Below are 15,917 nucleotides of genomic sequence, written 5' to 3'. Positions count from 1 at the left end.
TATCTTATGAAGTGCAATCGTTCACTCGGACTCCGTTGCCAGCACAGGGCATGCGCTTGGAGGACAAATGCTGAGGTATGTGAGACAAAGGGATCCCTTTACCGGCGAAGAGTACGTGGCGGTGCCGTTCAAAGGCCATCGGCTTGTTGAACACCCGATGTACAACAAGGGGACGGCCTTTACCAACGAAGAACGAGAGGCTTTGGACCTGGTGGGGCTACTCCCGGAGCTGGTAGCCACTCTTGAGCTGCAGTGCACACGTGCTTACGAGAGCTTTTCCGCCAAACCGACCAATTTGGAGAAGTACATCTATCTGATCTCCCTGCAGGACCGCAATGAGACGCTCTTCTACCGCCTACTGCTGGATCATCTTGAGGAGATGCTCCCCATCGTCTACACCCCCACGGTGGGCGAAGCTTGCCTGCATTTCAGCCATATCTTTCGCCGACCGCGCGGTTTGTACGTCTCGGCGAACAACGTGCACAAGATCGACAAGGTGTTGGCAAATGTCCCTTTTGCGAACGTGTCGTTGATAGTGGTCACCGATGGCGAGCGCATTCTCGGCTTGGGCGATCAAGGGGCGGGCGGTATGGGCATCCCCATCGGCAAGAGCAGCCTCTATGTGGCGGCTGCTGGTCTGCATCCGGCCTTCTGTCTGCCCGTGCTCATCGACGTGGGGACCAACAACGAAGATGCCTTGCGCGATCCGCTGTACATCGGCCTCAGGCAGAAGCGGCTCACCGGTGAAAAGTACGACTATGTCATCGAGCAGTTTGTGATGGGCGTGCGTCGGACCTTCCCCAATGCCCTGGTGCAGTGGGAAGACTTTGGCAAGCACAACGCGTTTCGGCTGCTGGAGCGTTATCGCGAGCGTATCTGCTCGTTTGACGATGACATTCAGGGTACGGGGGCAGTAACGGTGGCGGCCCTGCTTGCGGCGATGCGCATCAAGAACGAGCGCCTCAGCGACCAACGCTTTGTCATCATGGGGCAGGGTCAAGCGGGCATTGGCATCGCTCGGCAAATCTACACGGGTTTGCTTGAGGAGGGGCTGAGCGAGGCGGAGGCCAGGGCACGCATTTTCGGTCTGGACAAAGATGGCCTGCTGGTGGAGGGCATGGAGGTGAGCGAAGAGCAGAGGCCGTGGGTCAAGCCCCGGGCGGCCATTGCCAATTGGGAGCTGACTGACCCCAACCGTATTGGCCTCCTGGACACGGTACGCAATGCCAAGGCCACGGTGCTCATCGGGGTGACAGGGCAAGCGGGCGTCTTTGACGAGGCGGTGCTGCGCCAGATGGCCGCCAATTGCCCTGTGCCGGTGATCATGCCGCTTTCCAACCCCACGACCAAGTCGGAATGCACGGCGGAGTTTGCCTTCAAGATGACCGAAGGCAGGTGCTTATGTGCGACGGGGAGCCCGTTCCCACCGGTCCAAGTCAACGGCGGCAAGCGGGTGGTCTCGCAGTGCAACAACCTGTACGTGTTTCCAGGAATGGGACTGGGGGCCTTGGTGTCCGGGACGCCGAAGGTGACGGACCAAATGTTCATGGCTGCCTCCCGCGCGTTGGCAGACATGCTTACGCCGGAGCAGTTGCGAGCCGGGCAGATGCTACCGTCAATTGCCGACATCAGGCAGGTGTCAGCATTGGTGGCGTGGGCAGTGGCCAAGGTGGCGCGCGACTCAGGTTTGGGCATGCGCACCGACGATGACCACATGCTGCGCATCATCACCGCCGCCATGTGGGAACCGAAGTACCTGCCTTACCGGTACGTGCGACCGGAGCCGGTGCTCTGAAGCTCCTGGTCACCCTGGTTCGAAGTCCTGGCAGTCGTCGAAGCAGAGCGAAAGGAGGTGTATGATGCGCGTTTGCACCATCCCGTTGGTTGCCCTGGCCGCACTAGCCCTCCAGTGCGGCACCGCGTATCAGGGGCTGGTGGAGCCTTCCTCGGACAACACCGTGCTTATTGTGGGTGCGGCCTTCGTGGTCAACAACTACTATAACGAGCGCTTCGAAGTCTATCGCCCCAGCATCGAGGTGGCAATCATGGGAAAGGTGACCGAGGGGGGCAAAGAGCAGATCAAGGGATACTGGACCCAGACCGATGAGAACGGCTACTTCGCCCTCGCCAACGTGCCGCCTGGGAGATATGCGCTCAAGGGTATCAGGTTTACCCTGTCCACTGGCGACCTGCTGACCATCAGCAACCCCCTGCGTTTTTCCGGCAGCACTTACATGTTGCAGCCTTCTTCCAAGACCATCATCCTCTTTGATGGCGACTACTTTGCCTTTGAGCCAAAGGGGCGGGTGGTGAACATGCTCACCAACCGCTTCATCATTGACCGGGCCACTGACCGTACGCGGCATGTGGAACACGAGGCGAGTGCCGAGGTGCCCGAGTTCCGCAGCCCCACTGGGCAGGTCATCAGTTTTCCCAAGCCGCCTGAGTATTTTATCAACAAACATCCACAGAGCGCCTGGGTGCCCGCGCTGAAAGCTCTGCTGTAGCAGGAATGGCAAACTTGCTGGCCAAGGCGGCAATGAGGTTGCGGCGGGTCATCCGGCGCACTTCTTTAGTGCTCCTCTGCCTCTCTGTTGGCTTTGCGTGCCAGAAGAGGCCGGAAGCCACCATCGTCAAACTGGCCCATATCTATGACCCGATGGGTGGTGCCTCCGGGAAAGCCAACACGGACTGGCTGTACGGCGTCGTGGCCGACTTTGAGCGGGACCATCCGGGGGTCAAAGTCGAGCTGGAGCAGATGAAGTGGGATCAAATCGACACCAAGTGCATGGCCGACTACAGGGCCAAGATCGCCCACGACGTGGTGTGGAGCTCCCCCCAGCTCTTGGCCAAGCATACAGCGGTTGGCGATTTGCTTGATTTGACCCCTTACTTGGGCTGGAGCGCAGAGGAGATCGCCGATTTTTCCTGGAACCCCGTGTGGAATGTGGGGGAGCGCGAGGGGAAGCGGATCGCCGTTTCCCTGGGTGCGCACACGCGCGTGGTGGTATACCGGCGGGATCTTTTCCAGGAAGTGGGACTTGACCCCGACTGCCCCCCCAAGACTCTGGAGGAGCTCGTGGCATTCGCGAGGCTGCTCACGCGCGACCGAGACGGAGACGGCACCGTGGACCAATGGGGCCTGGGGATGTACTTCGGCCCATCGCGTGCTACCATCGAGATCTACTTTGCGCCGTTGGTATGGCATTTTGGAGGTGTGCTCTGGGACGAACAGAGCAAGAAAGCCGTGTTCGCCGACAGTGCTGGCGTGCGTGCGGCTCAATTCCTTGCCGACTTAGTCCACGTCCACAAGGTCACCCCGACATGGGTGGCCAGCGGCGCTTACGACGACGTGCTCCTTGGCGGATTTTTTCAAGGGAAATTCGCTATGGCTTGGGGCTGGGGTAGCTACTGGATTCAGGCCTTGGAGGACAAGGGGTGGGTCAGCGGTGTATTTCCACCGACTCCGGAGGCACAGACGACGGTCGTGGACATCTTTGAGACCCCGACTCGCACCAAAGCTCAGTTCACCAACGCTTGGACAGTCTCCATTCACACGTTGTCCAAGAACCCTGAGCTGAGCGCAAAACTCTTGCACTACCTCGTGCGACCAGAGACGTTGCTCTCTTTCCCGGATGCAGGCCTCCCGACTCGCCTCTCGGCATGGCGGCGTCCCGAGTACCAGACCCGATTCTATCAAGTATGGTTCAATGCAGTCCAACACGGTGCCTCGATGCCGTACACGGCCTATTATGACGAACTGGCCAACACGGTAGCGGCGGCTTTGCAGGAGATATTGGTCAAACATGCCCCTGTTGCAGAGACACTGGCGCGCTTTGAAAACGAGTACAACGCCCGCTATGCCGGGCTTTAGCCCCCCCGTGCCTCGGGCGCGGCGACGACAGCTGCTGCCCTACGTGCTGCTTGCCCCCACTGTGCTCCTTTTGGGGGCGTTCATGGTGTCGCCGGTACTTTCGGGGGCCTTCCTGAGCATGTTCAGGACGGCGCTCGATGGCACCAGGAGTTTCGTGGGAGCAGCCAACTACCGTTTGCTTCTGGGGGAGACCAGATTCCGTTCTAATGTTACCCTTTCGCTTTTCTACGTGCTCGGCAATCTGAGTTTGTCTCTTCCTTTTGCCTACGCCGCGGCCCTGCTCATCACCAGGCCGGTGCGTGCCGCACGCGTGCTGCGGGGCATCTACCTTTTACCGTGGATCGTGGCTCCGGTGGTCAGTGCCCTGCTATTTCGTTCGTTGGTGGACCCGACGTTCGGCCCGCTGAGCTGGCTTGTAGAGAAGGTGAGCGGCCGGCCCCACGTCATCCTGACCGAACCTCCTTTGGCCATGGGCACCATCATTTTGCACAGCTTCTGGCGATCCTTCCCCTTCATGATGCTCTTTCTCGCGGCGGGTATTGCCAGCATTCCGCAAGAGCTTTACGAAGCAGCCAAGGTTGATGGTGGGGGCCGATGGACGCAGTTCCGCTACCTGACCTTGCCACTCACCAAGGTGCACCTGGGCGTGGTGTTGGTAGTCATCACGATGTGGACCTTGCAGGATGCGGAGACCGTGTATGCCATGACCGAGGGAGGGCCAGGGTACAGCACTGAGGTTGCCGCGGTGCGGCTATTCAAAATGTCGTTCATCAATTTTGACCTCAACACCGGCGCGACCATAGGGGTCATCCTGGTTGTCCTCGGGGTGTTATTCATGTTCGCCTATCTGCGCTTGACCGGCGGAGCGAGGGACTTGCAATGAGTTGCCGGCGCGACGTCCTTTTCTGGGGTGGAGCCGTGGTGGTCCTCGTGGTGACACTGTTTCCTTTCTTGTGGGGACTGCGCACCTCTTTCGCCGGTCGCCTGGACTATCAGTTTGTGCCGCGTACGTGGACCTTGGAGCACTATCGGCAGCTCTTGGTGCGCCCGGAGTTTTTTGTTTACCTGCGTAATAGCCTGGTGGTCTCGGCAGGGTCGATCGCCATCACGCTGGTCGCCTCGCTCCTTGGTGGTTATGCCCTGGCGCGCTTCCGCTTCCGGGGACAAGGGATTGGCGTGGTGCTGATGGTGCTGCCACTTTTGCCCCCGGTTGCGGTGCTGGTGCCGCTCATCGCGTACTTCAACGTCCTCGGCCTTTACAACACCCTGGCGGCGGTCGTCATGGCCAATGTGGTGTTCAATCTTCCGTTCACCGTGTGGATGCTGAGGAACTTTATTGCTGCCAATCCGGTGGAAACAGAAGAGGCCGCGATGCTGGACGGGTGCTCGCGCCTGGGACTGTTGTTCCGGGTTGCCATTCCCATGGCTGCCCCAGGGATGGTTGCGGTGGCGGTGTTTGTCTTTATCAACTCGTGGAACAACTACCTTTACGCGTTTGCCCTCACTTCTTCGCAGCATTTGCGGGTGCTGCCTCAAGGCATCCTCTCCTTCTTGGGGAGCTGGGGGACGTACTGGGGTGGCCTCTCGGCGGCAGGAATGATCGCGTTGCTGCCGCCGGTGACCCTCTTTTTCTTCTTTCAGAAGTGGTTCGTCGCTGGCGTCGTGGGCCAGCAGTTGAAGTGAACCCAGGGTAACCCTGAGGAATAGGTGCAATGAAGTACGGAACAGTGAAAAAGTGGGATCCGATCCGGGGCTTTGGCTTCATCGTCTCGGATGACGATGAAGACTTTTTCGTGCATGTGAATGACCTGGATCCGCGTGTGCGGTCGGGAGGGTTGGAGGAAGGTCAGCGGGTGGCTTTCGATGTCCGGCGCGAAGTGAAGGGTGACCGGGCTATCAACGTCCGCGTCATTGGGTAGGGACACCGAGCACGTGACCAGGGAGGAATTGCTCCGTGCAGTGCCAGAGGCAGGCGCGTTTCCCGTCCTGCCCCGGGCGGACAGGGCGGCGCTTTTGGTCATCGACATGCAGGAAGAGTTCCGGGCGGTGGCCGCGCCAATCATCCCCAAGGTCCGCACTGTGATTGACGCCTGTCGCACCGCCTCGGTGCCGGTCATCTACACGCAACACGGCCACACCGACCCTGTGCATGATGGCGGCATGTTGAGCCAATGGTGGGGCGAGCTCATCATCAAGGGGACGCCTGAATGGGAGATCTTGCCGGAAGTGGCCCCTCTGCCGGATGAGCTGGTTGTTGCCAAGTCCCGCTATAGTGCATTTTACCGCACGTCCCTGGCGCGGACGCTACGGCATCTGCGCATCCGTGACCTGCTCATCGCTGGTGTCATGAGCAACCTCTGCTGTGAGACGACTGCGCGTGAGGCCTTTGTGCGCGACTTCCGTGTCTTTTTCCTAGCGGATGGCACGGCCACAGAAGGCGAAGGGTACCATCACGCCACTCTCCGCAATTTGGCTTATGGCTTTGCCTATCTGCTCACCTGCGATGAGGCGGTAGGGGCCTTAGGGGGGCAGGGCGCAGGCGGCGCGGGCATTACCTGAGGGAAGAGGGTCGTATGCGCATCCGTCGCTTCATTGCCGAGCTATGTAGTTTTAGCCACAGGGCCAGCTGTAGCGCAAACGAGAAGCGGGCTGCTGAGCATCTGCTCACCACGCTGCGCGCCTTGGGAATTCGTGCGTGGATGGAACCCTTTCGCTCCCAAGCGCGGATGACGTGGGAATTGGTGACCATTGTCGCCCTACCCGCGGCGGGCGTCGTTCTTTCGTGGTGGTGGCCAGTGCCTGCGCTGATTGTTGCCATCGCGGGTCTGCTCCTGTTCTGGGGGCACTTTTCCGTTCGCTTCAAGCCGTTGGCTTACCTCTTCTCCCGTGCCACCTCCCACAATGTCCTGGGGAAGATAGAAAACCCGGCGGCTTCTGGGCACGTTGTCCTGAGTGCTCACTATGACACCGCGCGCTCGGGGTTCCTTTGGCATCCCAGGCAAGTGCGAAACTTCCGCCTGAACTTCTTGTTGGGGGCAGGGGTTCTTAGCCTTATTGTGCTGCTGCTTCTGGCGCGAGCCTTAGGGGTGCGCTGGGTAGTGGTGGATGTGCTTCTCGGTCTGGGTCTACTTTACGTGGTGGGGAATATTCTCGTCCTGCTTCACGCCGGTCTTGCCGCGCCGTTGGTGCAAGGGGCAGCAGACAACGCCACCGGTGTGGGGGTTCTCCTGGACCTGGCCGCAACGCTCAAGAAGGAGCCCCTGCACAACTACCAAGTGTGGGTGCTTGCAACTGGGAGCGAGGAAACCGGCCTGCTGGGCATGCGAGATTTTGTTCGCCGTCATGCGCATGAACTCCCGCCCACCAGGACCCACTTTCTCGTGTTCGATTCTCTGGGCAGCGGACAGCTCCACTACTGCGTGGGAGAAGGGATGTTGGATCTCTGTCGGTTTCGCGGTCCCCTGGTGGAGCTTGCGCGTGAGGTTGCCTCGCGGGAACCATTTCGGGAAGTCACCCCCTGGTTCTATCGACTCGCCCAAACCGACGCCCTGGTACCGGCGCGCAAAGGGTACCCCACTCTGCTGTTACTGGCTACGGATGCCGAGGGCCTATTGCCCCATTGGCATTGGCCCACCGATACATTGGACAACGTGGATTTCCGCGTCCCAGAATTGGCCTCACGCTATGCTTTAGAGCTCTTGCGCCGTCTGGATGCCGTAGCGCCCAAGTCCCCTCTGTCTTGACACGGCCAAGCCGGTCCAATCGAGCGGAGCCTGCAGGCCCACCACGCTCCATTTTTGGCCCAAGTCCCTTGGGCCGTGCCTACGTACGGGTGCGAGCCACCAGCACAATACTCACGAGCAAAAAGACCATGTTGCCTAACCAGGCGGCCAGAGCCGGTGGGAGCGTGCCGGTATGCCCCAAGGATTGCCCCATCTTCATCAGGCCGAAGTAGAGGAAGCAGATGACCAGGCTGAAGCCGAACCCAATGGTAACGCCGCTTCGTCGCTTGCTCGAGGCCAATGCCGCGCCGATAAGCAGAATGATGAGGTTGCTAAATGGGAAGGCCAGCTTGAGGTGCAGATCCACCAGCCAACGGTGTGGTTTCCCACCGTTGCGTCGCACTTCGTCGATGAACCGCCGCAGTTCGCCATAGGACATTTCCTCAGGTTCCAGCTGGATGCGTGCGAGCTCCTCGGGCATCAGCTTGAGATCGACTACGTCGCGGGTGGTGAAGGCGAGGGCGTGTTCTCCAAGTGCGGAGAATTCCCTCTCGTAGCCATTTTCCATGCGCCAGCACCCACCTGTCCAGCGCATCAGGGGTGCGTCCAGGCGCCGCCTGAGTGTCGAACCCTGGTACTCCTGGATGGTCACCCGGTAGGCAATGCGTTGCTTGGAGTCATAGTAGCGAATCAGCAGGCGGCGGTCGGCGCGGTCGCGCACGATGAGGTTGGTCATCCGCCGTCGCACATTAAAGTCGTGCTTTTCGATGTAATCGAGCTTTATTTCGCGCTTGCGCCGGTTCGCGGCCGGCGCCACCACCTCGCCTACGAATAGATCCGCCAGGCTCACCACTATGCCCAGTACCACCATGGGCAGTAGAAGGCGGTACAGGGAGATCCCGTTGGCCTTCATTGCCACGAGCTCGTTGTGCTTGGCTAACGTGCCCATGCAGAACAGACTGGCCAAAAGCACGGCCACCGGCAGGCTCATCACCACGATGAAAGGCAGGTAGAGCAGATAGTACTTTGCCACAATGGACCAAGGGACGTTGCGGTCCAGAAAAGCGTCCAGCTGTTCCACCAAGTCTACGATGATGAAAATGAGGGCGAAGGCAACCAGGGCGAAGGCCAGGTTGCTCAGAAAGCGGCGGGCTATGTAGCGGTCGAGGATGCGCACCTTGATCCTTCGGCGTATGCCATTATCCGCGGAAAAGCGATGTCAATGGGAAGCCCATGCGCTGGAGCCGTTCCTCGTGGGTGCGCAGGAAGTCGCCCACCACGTTGCTTGTCACGACAAATGTGATGCCGTAGTTGATCAGCTTGAGCTCCTCCACGAACACATCCCCCACATAGGGAACGTCAGACTCTGAGGCAGGCGGCACTGTCTCCGCAGCCGGCACCAGCAAATACTGAGAATCGTAGGCCGCTGAGGTGGCCATCCCCACGTATTCCATGGCTCTCTTGGCGCCGTCCAAACGCACCACTACGCCTCCGGAGTAGCCGCGATTGAAGGCGATGTCCAACATGAACCTCCCCTTGCCGCGCGAGGGACTCACCAGGCCACGGGTGACGGCGAAAAACCCTTTGGGGAAACCCAGCACGTACACTTCCTGCCCCAGCTTTAGACTTCCAGCATCCCCAAAGGGGCACGGCAGGGGTGCCTCGGCCAAATGCTGCTCTGACCTCGACGTCTTCAGGAGCGCGATGTCATTTTCCCGGTCGTTCGCAATTAACTCGCCGACTGTCCATTCGCCGCTCCGGTGAAAGATGAAGACATCCTGACGGTACCTCACTGAGAGCGCGCGGAGATGGTTGGTGGGACGCTTGTTCTCGTCCAAGTAGTAGTGGCGGATGGTGTCGGCAAAGTCCAGCACGTGATTGCAGGTGAGCACCACCATCTCGCGTTGATTCTGCAGAAGCACTACCCCTGTGCCTGCGACTGAGTTACTGGTAAGCTTTTGCTCGGCAGGAGGCGGCGCCGTAGCTGCCGGCAGCCGGAACGACGACGGTCGGGGATAGTACCAAGTGCGGTAGTAGGCGGAGGAGGTGATTTTTACCACGGACAATTCGAGCTCCGCCAATCGTCGAACGCGCCCCTCTTCGTTTGTTTGGACCCCGATGGTGGTGGGCGCGACGCGTGCGCAGGAGGCTACGGTGGCACAGAGCAGCAGCATACGAAAGGCACGCATGAACTGGCGGTTCATGAGGCCCCCTTTTTGAATATGGTCCGCAACTTAGCAAAGTCGATGAGTATTGTTTCTCGCGCTGAGCGCATCAGCAGCGCAATACCAGCCGCTCCCACCAGGATGTCCGCCGACCACATGGCCCAGAAGGGACTAATAATGCGCCTGTCGGCTAGCTCTTCGCCGCCAATGAGGAGCGCCCAGTACAACAGAAAGAAAAAGAGGCTAATACCCCCGCCCACTGCCCAACTCCCGCGATGAGCCATAATCCCCAAGGGAGCGCCAATAAGCACGAACACCACACACGCGACGGGGATGGAATACTTCTTGTGCACTTCGACCATGAGTTTGCTGATGCTTCTCTCGAGCGACTCGATATTCAAGAGGGCGTCGCGAATAGCAGTCAAGGTACGAACCTCCATCTGGGAAAGACCAGGTAGGTCGCCCTTTTCGCGGGTACCCGGATCCCGTGTGCGAAGTACTCTCTCAATGTCTTGTGCCCGCAGCTGACTGGGTTTCTTACCCCCGAGGAGAGAAGAGAGCTTGTCGCCGTGTGGCGCACTGAGCGCCTGCCGGATTCTGTCCGCTTGGGCAGCGATGAGCTCGCGTTTTTGTTTCACTTCCCGTAGCATGGTGCGGGCGCTCTTTTCGCGGTCGCCTCGGTATTCCGATTGGCTGCGGCTCAACACCAAACCAGGCACCTCGGGGGTTACTCGCAGGTGCGGAAAGTACACGTGCACGTACTCCCCTAGCTTGCGAAAGTCCACCTTCTCAATCCTGCCGTGGTAGAGATCAAGGGTAAGAGCGCCTTGCGTGCGATCCACGTGGATCTCCCCGCTGTCGGCGAATACTGTTTGGGTCACATCCGGCTCGCTGTAGTCGTCGACGACTACGCCCCAGAGTTTGGAGTATCCTTCTGACTCCTTGATGGCCCGCGCGCTCAGGTGCAATGTGGGACTGACTTCAAAGACCACGCCGGGTTCAAGCGTAAGCGTCGGGCGTTTGCGGGCGATGTCGCCGGTGAGCAGCCTGGCACGGTGGTTCATGTCCGGGAGGATGCTGTTGCCAAACCAGATGCAGAACACACACAATGCGCCTGCTGCCACCAGGACTGGTGCGGTGATACGGTAGAGGCTAACCCCACTGGCCTTGATGGCGACAATCTCGTTGTCCGATGACAGTCGTCCGAACGCCATCAACACGGCCGGCAACACGGCCATCGGAATGGTAAGCGCCAGGATCCAGCCCATGTGCAGCGCAAAGTACTCCACAATCACCCGGAACTCGAGGCCGCGGCTCAACAAACGGCCGAGCTCCCGAAAAAGGATGTTGAGCAGGAAGAACAGCGTGATGACGAAAAAGGAAAAGACGAATGGACCGATGTGTTCGCGAACGATATAACGCGGCAAGATTAGCATCTGCCATCTCGCTCCTTTGCTTTGCGCCAAAATATACCAAATCCCGCAGCTGTTTCCAAAGGATTTTTGCTGGGTTAGGTGGTTGCCATAGCCGAAGTTTTTGCTTGATAAAGTGCCTTGGTTTTGCCAAATTGCACAGGCAATCATCGGTCGGACAGTGACCCTGAGTGCTCGGTGCCTTATGAACCAAACCTATGAGCTTCAGCCTGTGTTTGAATCGGCGAAAGCTGAGGTGGTGACATACGACCTGGCGCTTGCCTTGGACTGGGAGTACGATTGGGACTTTGTCCGTTTGATCGAGCGCCACGCAAAAGCGCTGGGTCTAAGCACTTTCGTCGTCTGGAAGAACAACCTGGCGGCGACGGTGGAGCTGGTGCGCGCAGGAAGAATGCGCATCCGTTTTCTTATTGACCGGGCTAGCGATGCCGCGCACGAGTTTTACCCCCTGCAACTCTTAGTGGCCGAGCAAGGTGGCGAGGTGCTTGAACCGCTTGAAAAGCTGCGTTGGGCCTCAGACAAGGCCACCATGCATCTGGAGTTTATCGCCAATGGTCTACACACGCCCTTCACCATCATCCTGCCACCATTTGATTCCACCGAGGAAGTGCGCTTGTCCGTGGCTGAGTTGGCTCACCTTGGTCGGCCATTCGTGGTCAAGCCGGCCAACACCACTGGCGGGGGTATTGGCGTGGTGGAAGGGGCAGAGACTCTCCAGGATGTGCTAGAAGCACGCCAGGAGCACCGCTACGACAAGTACCTCTTGCAGCAAAAAGTGGTTCCCCTCGAGCGTGATGGTCACCAGTTCTGGTTCCGTGGCTACTTTGCTTGTGGGCTGACAGAGTGCGCGTGGTGGAATGACCGCACTCACCTCTACCAGGTGCTTACTCCCGACGAGGTGGAGCGGTATCAACTGGCGCAACTCTTTGCTATTGTCGAGAAGATAGCCGCAATATGCCGTTTGCGCTTCTTTTCCACCGAGATCGCCTTGGACCGGCAGGGGGTGTTTGTGGTGATCGACTATGTGAACGAGCTCTGCGACATGCGCCTGCAGTCGCGTTACGCGGACGGTGTTCCGGATGAGATAGTCGATCGCATCGCCAGCCGCTTGGCTGCATATGTGCGTGAGTTCCTGGACGGTTCAAGCAGGGCCCAGGCGACTAGCGCGGGTCACGCGAGGAAGGACGATCTCCACTCAGGGGGAGGCTTAGAGACGGAAGGCTAAGAGCGCACGCCGCGGGAGCGCGCGGTACACAGCTTTGGCGTCGGCGCGGGGAATCGTGATGCTCACCACCAGGGGTGCCATCGGTGGTTGCCTGCGGGAGAGGCCTGCCATGTCGGTGAGGAGCACCTTGAGGCGATGGTTTGCCTCGACGGTCCGCTTTCGCCACCGGCCCGCAGCCGACAGCTGTTCGCTCTGACAGACTTTGACAGTGAGGTTGCGCGTAAAGTCCAAGACAAATGCCACGTCGCCGCTGTCGGGGGGAGGAGTCATGTTGGCGAGCTTTTCTGCCTCGATGGTATCCTTTGGTGCATCCACCTTCTTGATGGGCGCTTTGGCGATGGTGCCATACTCCCGCTGCAGGACAAAAGGACGCGCAACCCAGTCGCCGAGCAGGGGGGAGCGCTGAGCCCTGTGCAGCGCGCCGCTCAACTTGTACCGCTCTATCCTGCACACGCGCACGGGTACCCCCTTGATATCTAGGGTCAGCAGGCTGTCCACGAGGTCGATACTCAAGGCCACGGAGTCGGTCTTGGCGATGACTAGTCGGTTCTTCAGGAATGCTTCTTCCACAAGAAGTGGAAGAAGCGATGGGTCTGGTTGGGGCCCTGTTTTCTGGTGTGCAGGACTGGTTCTCTCGAGAGGGAGTGGGCTTCGCACCGCCGGCCATACCACGAATAGAGCCAAGACGACTAGCGTCGGCAGAAGCAGGACTATCAGCCTCACCCAGAACAACACGCTGGGTTTTACTGCCTGCCTTTCTCCGGCCCTGGGGAGGTGGTCACTGTCCTGGCCTATGTTTCTCCTGTGGCGCCGCATCTCAGTATACGAATATCCGTGAGCCTTCCTGTAACTTGTGGTAGACGACGCGCAAATCTTCATCCCCAAGGCGCACACATCCGTGGGTGACGGGCATGCCCAGAAGGCGTTTGTAGAGGGTTCCGTGCACCAGGTAGCCATCACCAAAGGCAAGGGCGTATTCGCCGAGCACGCCGAATTCAAACCGGTCCGGATGCATGGGCGGCGGCGGCTCGCGTCCCTCCTCAATAAAGGCCCAGTCGGGTTTGCGCCAAACCGGAGCTTCCAGCTTGCTGTGGACCCGGAACATGCCGCGTGGCGTCCTGAAGACCCACGTGCGTTGGTCTCCGGCACGTAACATCACGTAGCTGCCGGTGGAGCAGATCCCTTCGTGTACCAGCCGGTCGCCCGCCTTGACGAAGATGCGGTTATTGGCCGTATCGACGATCAGATAGTGCCCAGAAGGCGTAAGCTGCTTAAACCTTCGACGAAGCTCTGTCACGCTGCGCTGTAGTTGACGCTGCTGGGCTTTCACCGATGATCCGGAAGCTGCTGACGTTTGTTTTGGCCGGACCCTCATTGTGAGCAGTTCGAGCGTACTCTCCGCTACTGGGGACACAAACAGCACCACCGCGCCAAGAAGCAGCCCTAAGCACGCAGTAAAGATCCAGTGTGCCGTGCCTCTTTTTGGCACAAGCGCTGGCGGGAGACCCTGCTCAGACAGAGGCCCTATTTCGGCATTCTCGAACATCGGCTGTTTTTCTGAGTTTTTGGGTTATGCCTTTTTTTACTTCATTTTGTGCCCAGCACACCTTGGTGGTTCCCGAAGAAAGCTTCCCACGATCGCAATGAGCCCACGATAGTCACTCGTGTTCCCACATCCACCATGCTGTAGAGCCGATCCATGTCCCTATTGGTGAGAGCCACGCAACCATTGGTCCAATCGAATCCTTTTCCTCCTTCGCCGTGGATCTCGATCAGGCCCCCGATCTGAGCCCCTGGCGGCAAAAGTCCCCTTTCCTTCTTAACCCTGAATTCGCGCATGTCATTTTCGTTGGGGTAATTCAACACGAGGGCCTTGTAATAGATGGTTGAACGGCCGGACTTCTTTCGGGTTACCAGGTAATGACCTTCTGGGGTGGCGTTGTCTCCGCGGCGTTGCTTGTGCCCCACCCAGTTAGCACCTAGCTCGACAGGAAACTCCGCTGCCACCTTGCCGTTCTGATACACTCGGCAAAGGTGTGCGAATTTGTCGATAATTATGACGGAGCAATGATTCTCGTTGGAATAGGAGATGGTTTCCTGCGCCCATTGTCGCCAGGTGGGGACATTGGCGAAATAGGCACGGAGGGCCGAGGCGGATCCGTTACCAGCAGCCTCGATTGCCTCTTTGGCCTCGCGCAGCCTTTGCCCAGCGCGAACGAGATCTCCGCGCGCCCGCGCATGCTGAGCCTCGTGCAACAATAATTCGCTGCGTACTGCGCGCTCCCGAAATTGGGTATTGCCCGGTAAGTCGCGGTAAGTGGTGCGGTAAAGTTCGATCTGTTGTTGTGCTGTTTTGGCCAGCCCCTCTGTGACCAGCGTGAGGGAATCTCGCACTGCGATGGCTCTTTCACGAGCTCGCATTGCCAATGCCTCAGTCTGCTGGGCCAGTCGTTCGGCTTCGGCAAAGTCCCTGAGAAAGAACCACTGGCGTCTTTGTTCGCGGAAAGCGCGTAAGGTGTAATTCCAGTAGCGCTCTGCTTGCGCCCAAAGCCGCGGGGCGTAAGTTTGGGCCTCCGCGGTGCTCGCAGCGGCCAAGGCAACCCTCGCCTTTTCCAAGGAGGCCACCGGTGGTCTGGGGCGCGTGAACCATAATATGGATATGGTGGCGAGGGTGCAAAGACACGAAATCAGTGCCAAGACAGGCAGCCAGCGGGTTAACCGCGATGCACCTTGAGGAGTTGTGTTGCGCTGAGTGTAAGGAGTCCACATCATCGATGGAGCGTTTCCGGTCCGGTAAGGGCGCAAAAAAGCCTCGTTCCGCAAAGCGAGGGTCCCCTGGGTCAACGGAACGAGGCTTTAGACTAATAGCCCACCAAAACTACTTCCTGGTCAGTGCAGCCTTCTTGCTGATGACTTCCTTCAGCTCTGCCGTGAGGGCATTGGCCTTATCCAAGGCAGCCTTTGCCTTGTCGCGAGCGGTCAGGTAGTCACCCTTCTCAATGGCAGCGGTCGCCTCGGCGATGGTGGTGTCCACCACATTGATGTCATTCTTGATCAGTTCCAAAGCCTGGCGGCCTTCCTTGCCACGCGGGGCTTTCACCAGCAGCTTCTTGGTCTCTTTCACTGCGTCGGTCGCCTGCTGAATCAGGCCGGTCGCTTCGTTCTTTACCTCTTCCTTCTTTGCAACTGCAGCCTCCGCTGCCTCTTTCGCCTTCTCTTCAGCAACCTGCAAGAGGTGGTTGGCTAAGGCGTACTTGCGGAAAAGGGCGAACTTGGAGTTCTGCTTCTCGATCTCCGCCATTGCGGCCTTCAGAGAGTCCGCAGCGGCGTTGTACTGCGCTGGGACGTACCGGTTAGCCTCCGCATCTTGCGCCGCCTTGAGGGCAGCGTTCACTGCGTCGATGCGCGCCTGATCGGGGGCCTTAGCACAACCGGCAATAAGCCCCAGCACCGCGACTGCGGCCACCAGCGACAACAGGATTCGGGTCTTCATGTCTC

The 15,917-nt window shown here is 59.0% G+C and carries 16 protein-coding genes; 9 read left to right on the top strand and 7 right to left on the bottom strand.

Features of this window, described 5'->3' with window-relative positions:
- The first annotated feature begins 67 nt into the window (after nt 1–67).
- From ONB25_03145 to ONB25_03110, 8 genes are all read left to right on the top strand, one after another.
- Nucleotides 68–1,795 carry an NAD-dependent malic enzyme gene (locus ONB25_03145; GenBank protein ID MDZ7391882.1) on the top strand — a complete coding sequence of 576 codons (1,728 nt, stop codon included), beginning with the start codon at nt 68–70 and terminating at the stop codon, nt 1,793–1,795.
- Between the two features lie 61 nt (nt 1,796–1,856).
- On the top strand, nt 1,857–2,507 hold the full coding sequence (locus tag ONB25_03140) for a hypothetical protein (protein MDZ7391881.1): 651 nt from the start codon (nt 1,857–1,859) through the stop codon (nt 2,505–2,507).
- A 5-nt stretch (nt 2,508–2,512) separates the two neighbouring features.
- Nucleotides 2,513–3,874 (top strand): extracellular solute-binding protein, encoded by a 1,362-nt coding sequence (locus ONB25_03135; protein ID MDZ7391880.1) that lies wholly within the window; start codon nt 2,513–2,515, stop codon nt 3,872–3,874.
- The gene (locus ONB25_03130) at nt 3,861–4,757 is read left to right on the top strand and encodes a sugar ABC transporter permease (GenBank protein ID MDZ7391879.1); all 897 of its coding nucleotides are present in this window, start codon (nt 3,861–3,863) and stop codon (nt 4,755–4,757) included. The genes ONB25_03135 and ONB25_03130 overlap by 14 nt, the downstream gene beginning before the upstream one ends.
- Nucleotides 4,754–5,557 carry a carbohydrate ABC transporter permease gene (locus ONB25_03125; GenBank protein ID MDZ7391878.1) on the top strand — a complete coding sequence of 268 codons (804 nt, stop codon included), beginning with the start codon at nt 4,754–4,756 and terminating at the stop codon, nt 5,555–5,557. Before ONB25_03130 ends, ONB25_03125 begins: the two co-directional genes overlap by 4 nt.
- A gap of 29 nt (nt 5,558–5,586) precedes the next feature.
- Nucleotides 5,587–5,793, top strand: coding sequence for a cold shock domain-containing protein (locus ONB25_03120; protein MDZ7391877.1), 207 nt, complete (start codon nt 5,587–5,589; stop codon nt 5,791–5,793).
- Between the two features lie 13 nt (nt 5,794–5,806).
- On the top strand, nt 5,807–6,433 hold the full coding sequence (locus ONB25_03115) for an isochorismatase family protein (GenBank protein ID MDZ7391876.1): 627 nt from the start codon (nt 5,807–5,809) through the stop codon (nt 6,431–6,433).
- 14 nt (nt 6,434–6,447) lie between these two features.
- On the top strand, nt 6,448–7,617 hold the full coding sequence (locus ONB25_03110) for a M28 family metallopeptidase (protein MDZ7391875.1): 1,170 nt from the start codon (nt 6,448–6,450) through the stop codon (nt 7,615–7,617).
- A 79-nt stretch (nt 7,618–7,696) separates the two neighbouring features.
- Here ONB25_03110 and lptG read toward each other — a convergent pair whose 3' ends face one another.
- The 3 genes from lptG to ONB25_03095 are packed head-to-tail and all read right to left on the bottom strand — an operon-like array spanning nt 7,697 to nt 11,197.
- Nucleotides 7,697–8,773 (bottom strand): LPS export ABC transporter permease LptG, encoded by a 1,077-nt coding sequence (gene lptG / locus ONB25_03105; GenBank protein ID MDZ7391874.1) that lies wholly within the window; start codon nt 8,771–8,773, stop codon nt 7,697–7,699.
- 22 nt (nt 8,774–8,795) lie between these two features.
- Complete coding sequence (locus ONB25_03100; protein MDZ7391873.1) at nt 8,796–9,800, bottom strand: serine protease; 1,005 nt, start codon at nt 9,798–9,800, stop codon at nt 8,796–8,798.
- Nucleotides 9,797–11,197: an LptF/LptG family permease gene (locus ONB25_03095; GenBank protein MDZ7391872.1), complete on the bottom strand. Its 1,401-nt coding sequence runs from the start codon at nt 11,195–11,197 to the stop codon at nt 9,797–9,799. The genes ONB25_03100 and ONB25_03095 overlap by 4 nt, the downstream gene beginning before the upstream one ends.
- A gap of 181 nt (nt 11,198–11,378) precedes the next feature.
- On the opposite strand from ONB25_03095, the gene ONB25_03090 reads away from it, so the two are divergent.
- A complete protein-coding gene (locus tag ONB25_03090) occupies nt 11,379–12,419 on the top strand; it encodes a hypothetical protein (protein ID MDZ7391871.1) in 1,041 nt (346 codons plus the stop codon).
- Here ONB25_03090 and ONB25_03085 read toward each other — a convergent pair.
- From ONB25_03085 to ONB25_03070, 4 genes are all read right to left on the bottom strand, one after another.
- Entirely contained in the window at nt 12,402–12,989 is a 588-nt protein-coding gene (locus ONB25_03085; protein MDZ7391870.1) for a hypothetical protein, read from the bottom strand. The two genes, ONB25_03090 and ONB25_03085, sit on opposite strands and share 18 nt — an antisense overlap.
- A 247-nt stretch (nt 12,990–13,236) precedes the next feature.
- Complete coding sequence (locus ONB25_03080) at nt 13,237–13,749, bottom strand: L,D-transpeptidase (GenBank protein ID MDZ7391869.1); 513 nt, start codon at nt 13,747–13,749, stop codon at nt 13,237–13,239.
- 257 nt (nt 13,750–14,006) lie between these two features.
- Nucleotides 14,007–15,035, bottom strand: coding sequence for a L,D-transpeptidase family protein (locus ONB25_03075; protein MDZ7391868.1), 1,029 nt, complete (start codon nt 15,033–15,035; stop codon nt 14,007–14,009).
- A 262-nt stretch (nt 15,036–15,297) separates the two neighbouring features.
- Nucleotides 15,298–15,912 carry a DUF4398 domain-containing protein gene (locus tag ONB25_03070; protein ID MDZ7391867.1) on the bottom strand — a complete coding sequence of 205 codons (615 nt, stop codon included), beginning with the start codon at nt 15,910–15,912 and terminating at the stop codon, nt 15,298–15,300.
- Nucleotides 15,913–15,917: the final 5 nt, after the last annotated feature.

Source organism: candidate division KSB1 bacterium (assembly GCA_034506335.1).
Taxonomy (GTDB): domain Bacteria; phylum Zhuqueibacterota; class Zhuqueibacteria; order JANLFK01; family Oleimicrobiaceae; genus Oleimicrobium.
This window is presented reverse-complemented; position numbering and strand designations above follow the sequence as displayed.

Coding starts and splice junctions, on each gene's coding strand:
- ONB25_03145 (MDZ7391882.1), top strand. CDS start 68: ATGCTGAGGTATGTGAGACAAAGGGATCCCTTTACCGGCGAAGAGTAC.
- ONB25_03140 (MDZ7391881.1), top strand. CDS start 1,857: ATGATGCGCGTTTGCACCATCCCGTTGGTTGCCCTGGCCGCACTAGCC.
- ONB25_03135 (MDZ7391880.1), top strand. CDS start 2,513: ATGGCAAACTTGCTGGCCAAGGCGGCAATGAGGTTGCGGCGGGTCATC.
- ONB25_03130 (MDZ7391879.1), top strand. CDS start 3,861: ATGCCGGGCTTTAGCCCCCCCGTGCCTCGGGCGCGGCGACGACAGCTG.
- ONB25_03125 (MDZ7391878.1), top strand. CDS start 4,754: ATGAGTTGCCGGCGCGACGTCCTTTTCTGGGGTGGAGCCGTGGTGGTC.
- ONB25_03120 (MDZ7391877.1), top strand. CDS start 5,587: ATGAAGTACGGAACAGTGAAAAAGTGGGATCCGATCCGGGGCTTTGGC.
- ONB25_03110 (MDZ7391875.1), top strand. CDS start 6,448: ATGCGCATCCGTCGCTTCATTGCCGAGCTATGTAGTTTTAGCCACAGG.
- ONB25_03100 (MDZ7391873.1), bottom strand. CDS start 9,800: ATGAACCGCCAGTTCATGCGTGCCTTTCGTATGCTGCTGCTCTGTGCC.
- ONB25_03095 (MDZ7391872.1), bottom strand. CDS start 11,197: ATGCTAATCTTGCCGCGTTATATCGTTCGCGAACACATCGGTCCATTC.
- ONB25_03090 (MDZ7391871.1), top strand. CDS start 11,379: ATGAACCAAACCTATGAGCTTCAGCCTGTGTTTGAATCGGCGAAAGCT.
- ONB25_03070 (MDZ7391867.1), bottom strand. CDS start 15,912: ATGAAGACCCGAATCCTGTTGTCGCTGGTGGCCGCAGTCGCGGTGCTG.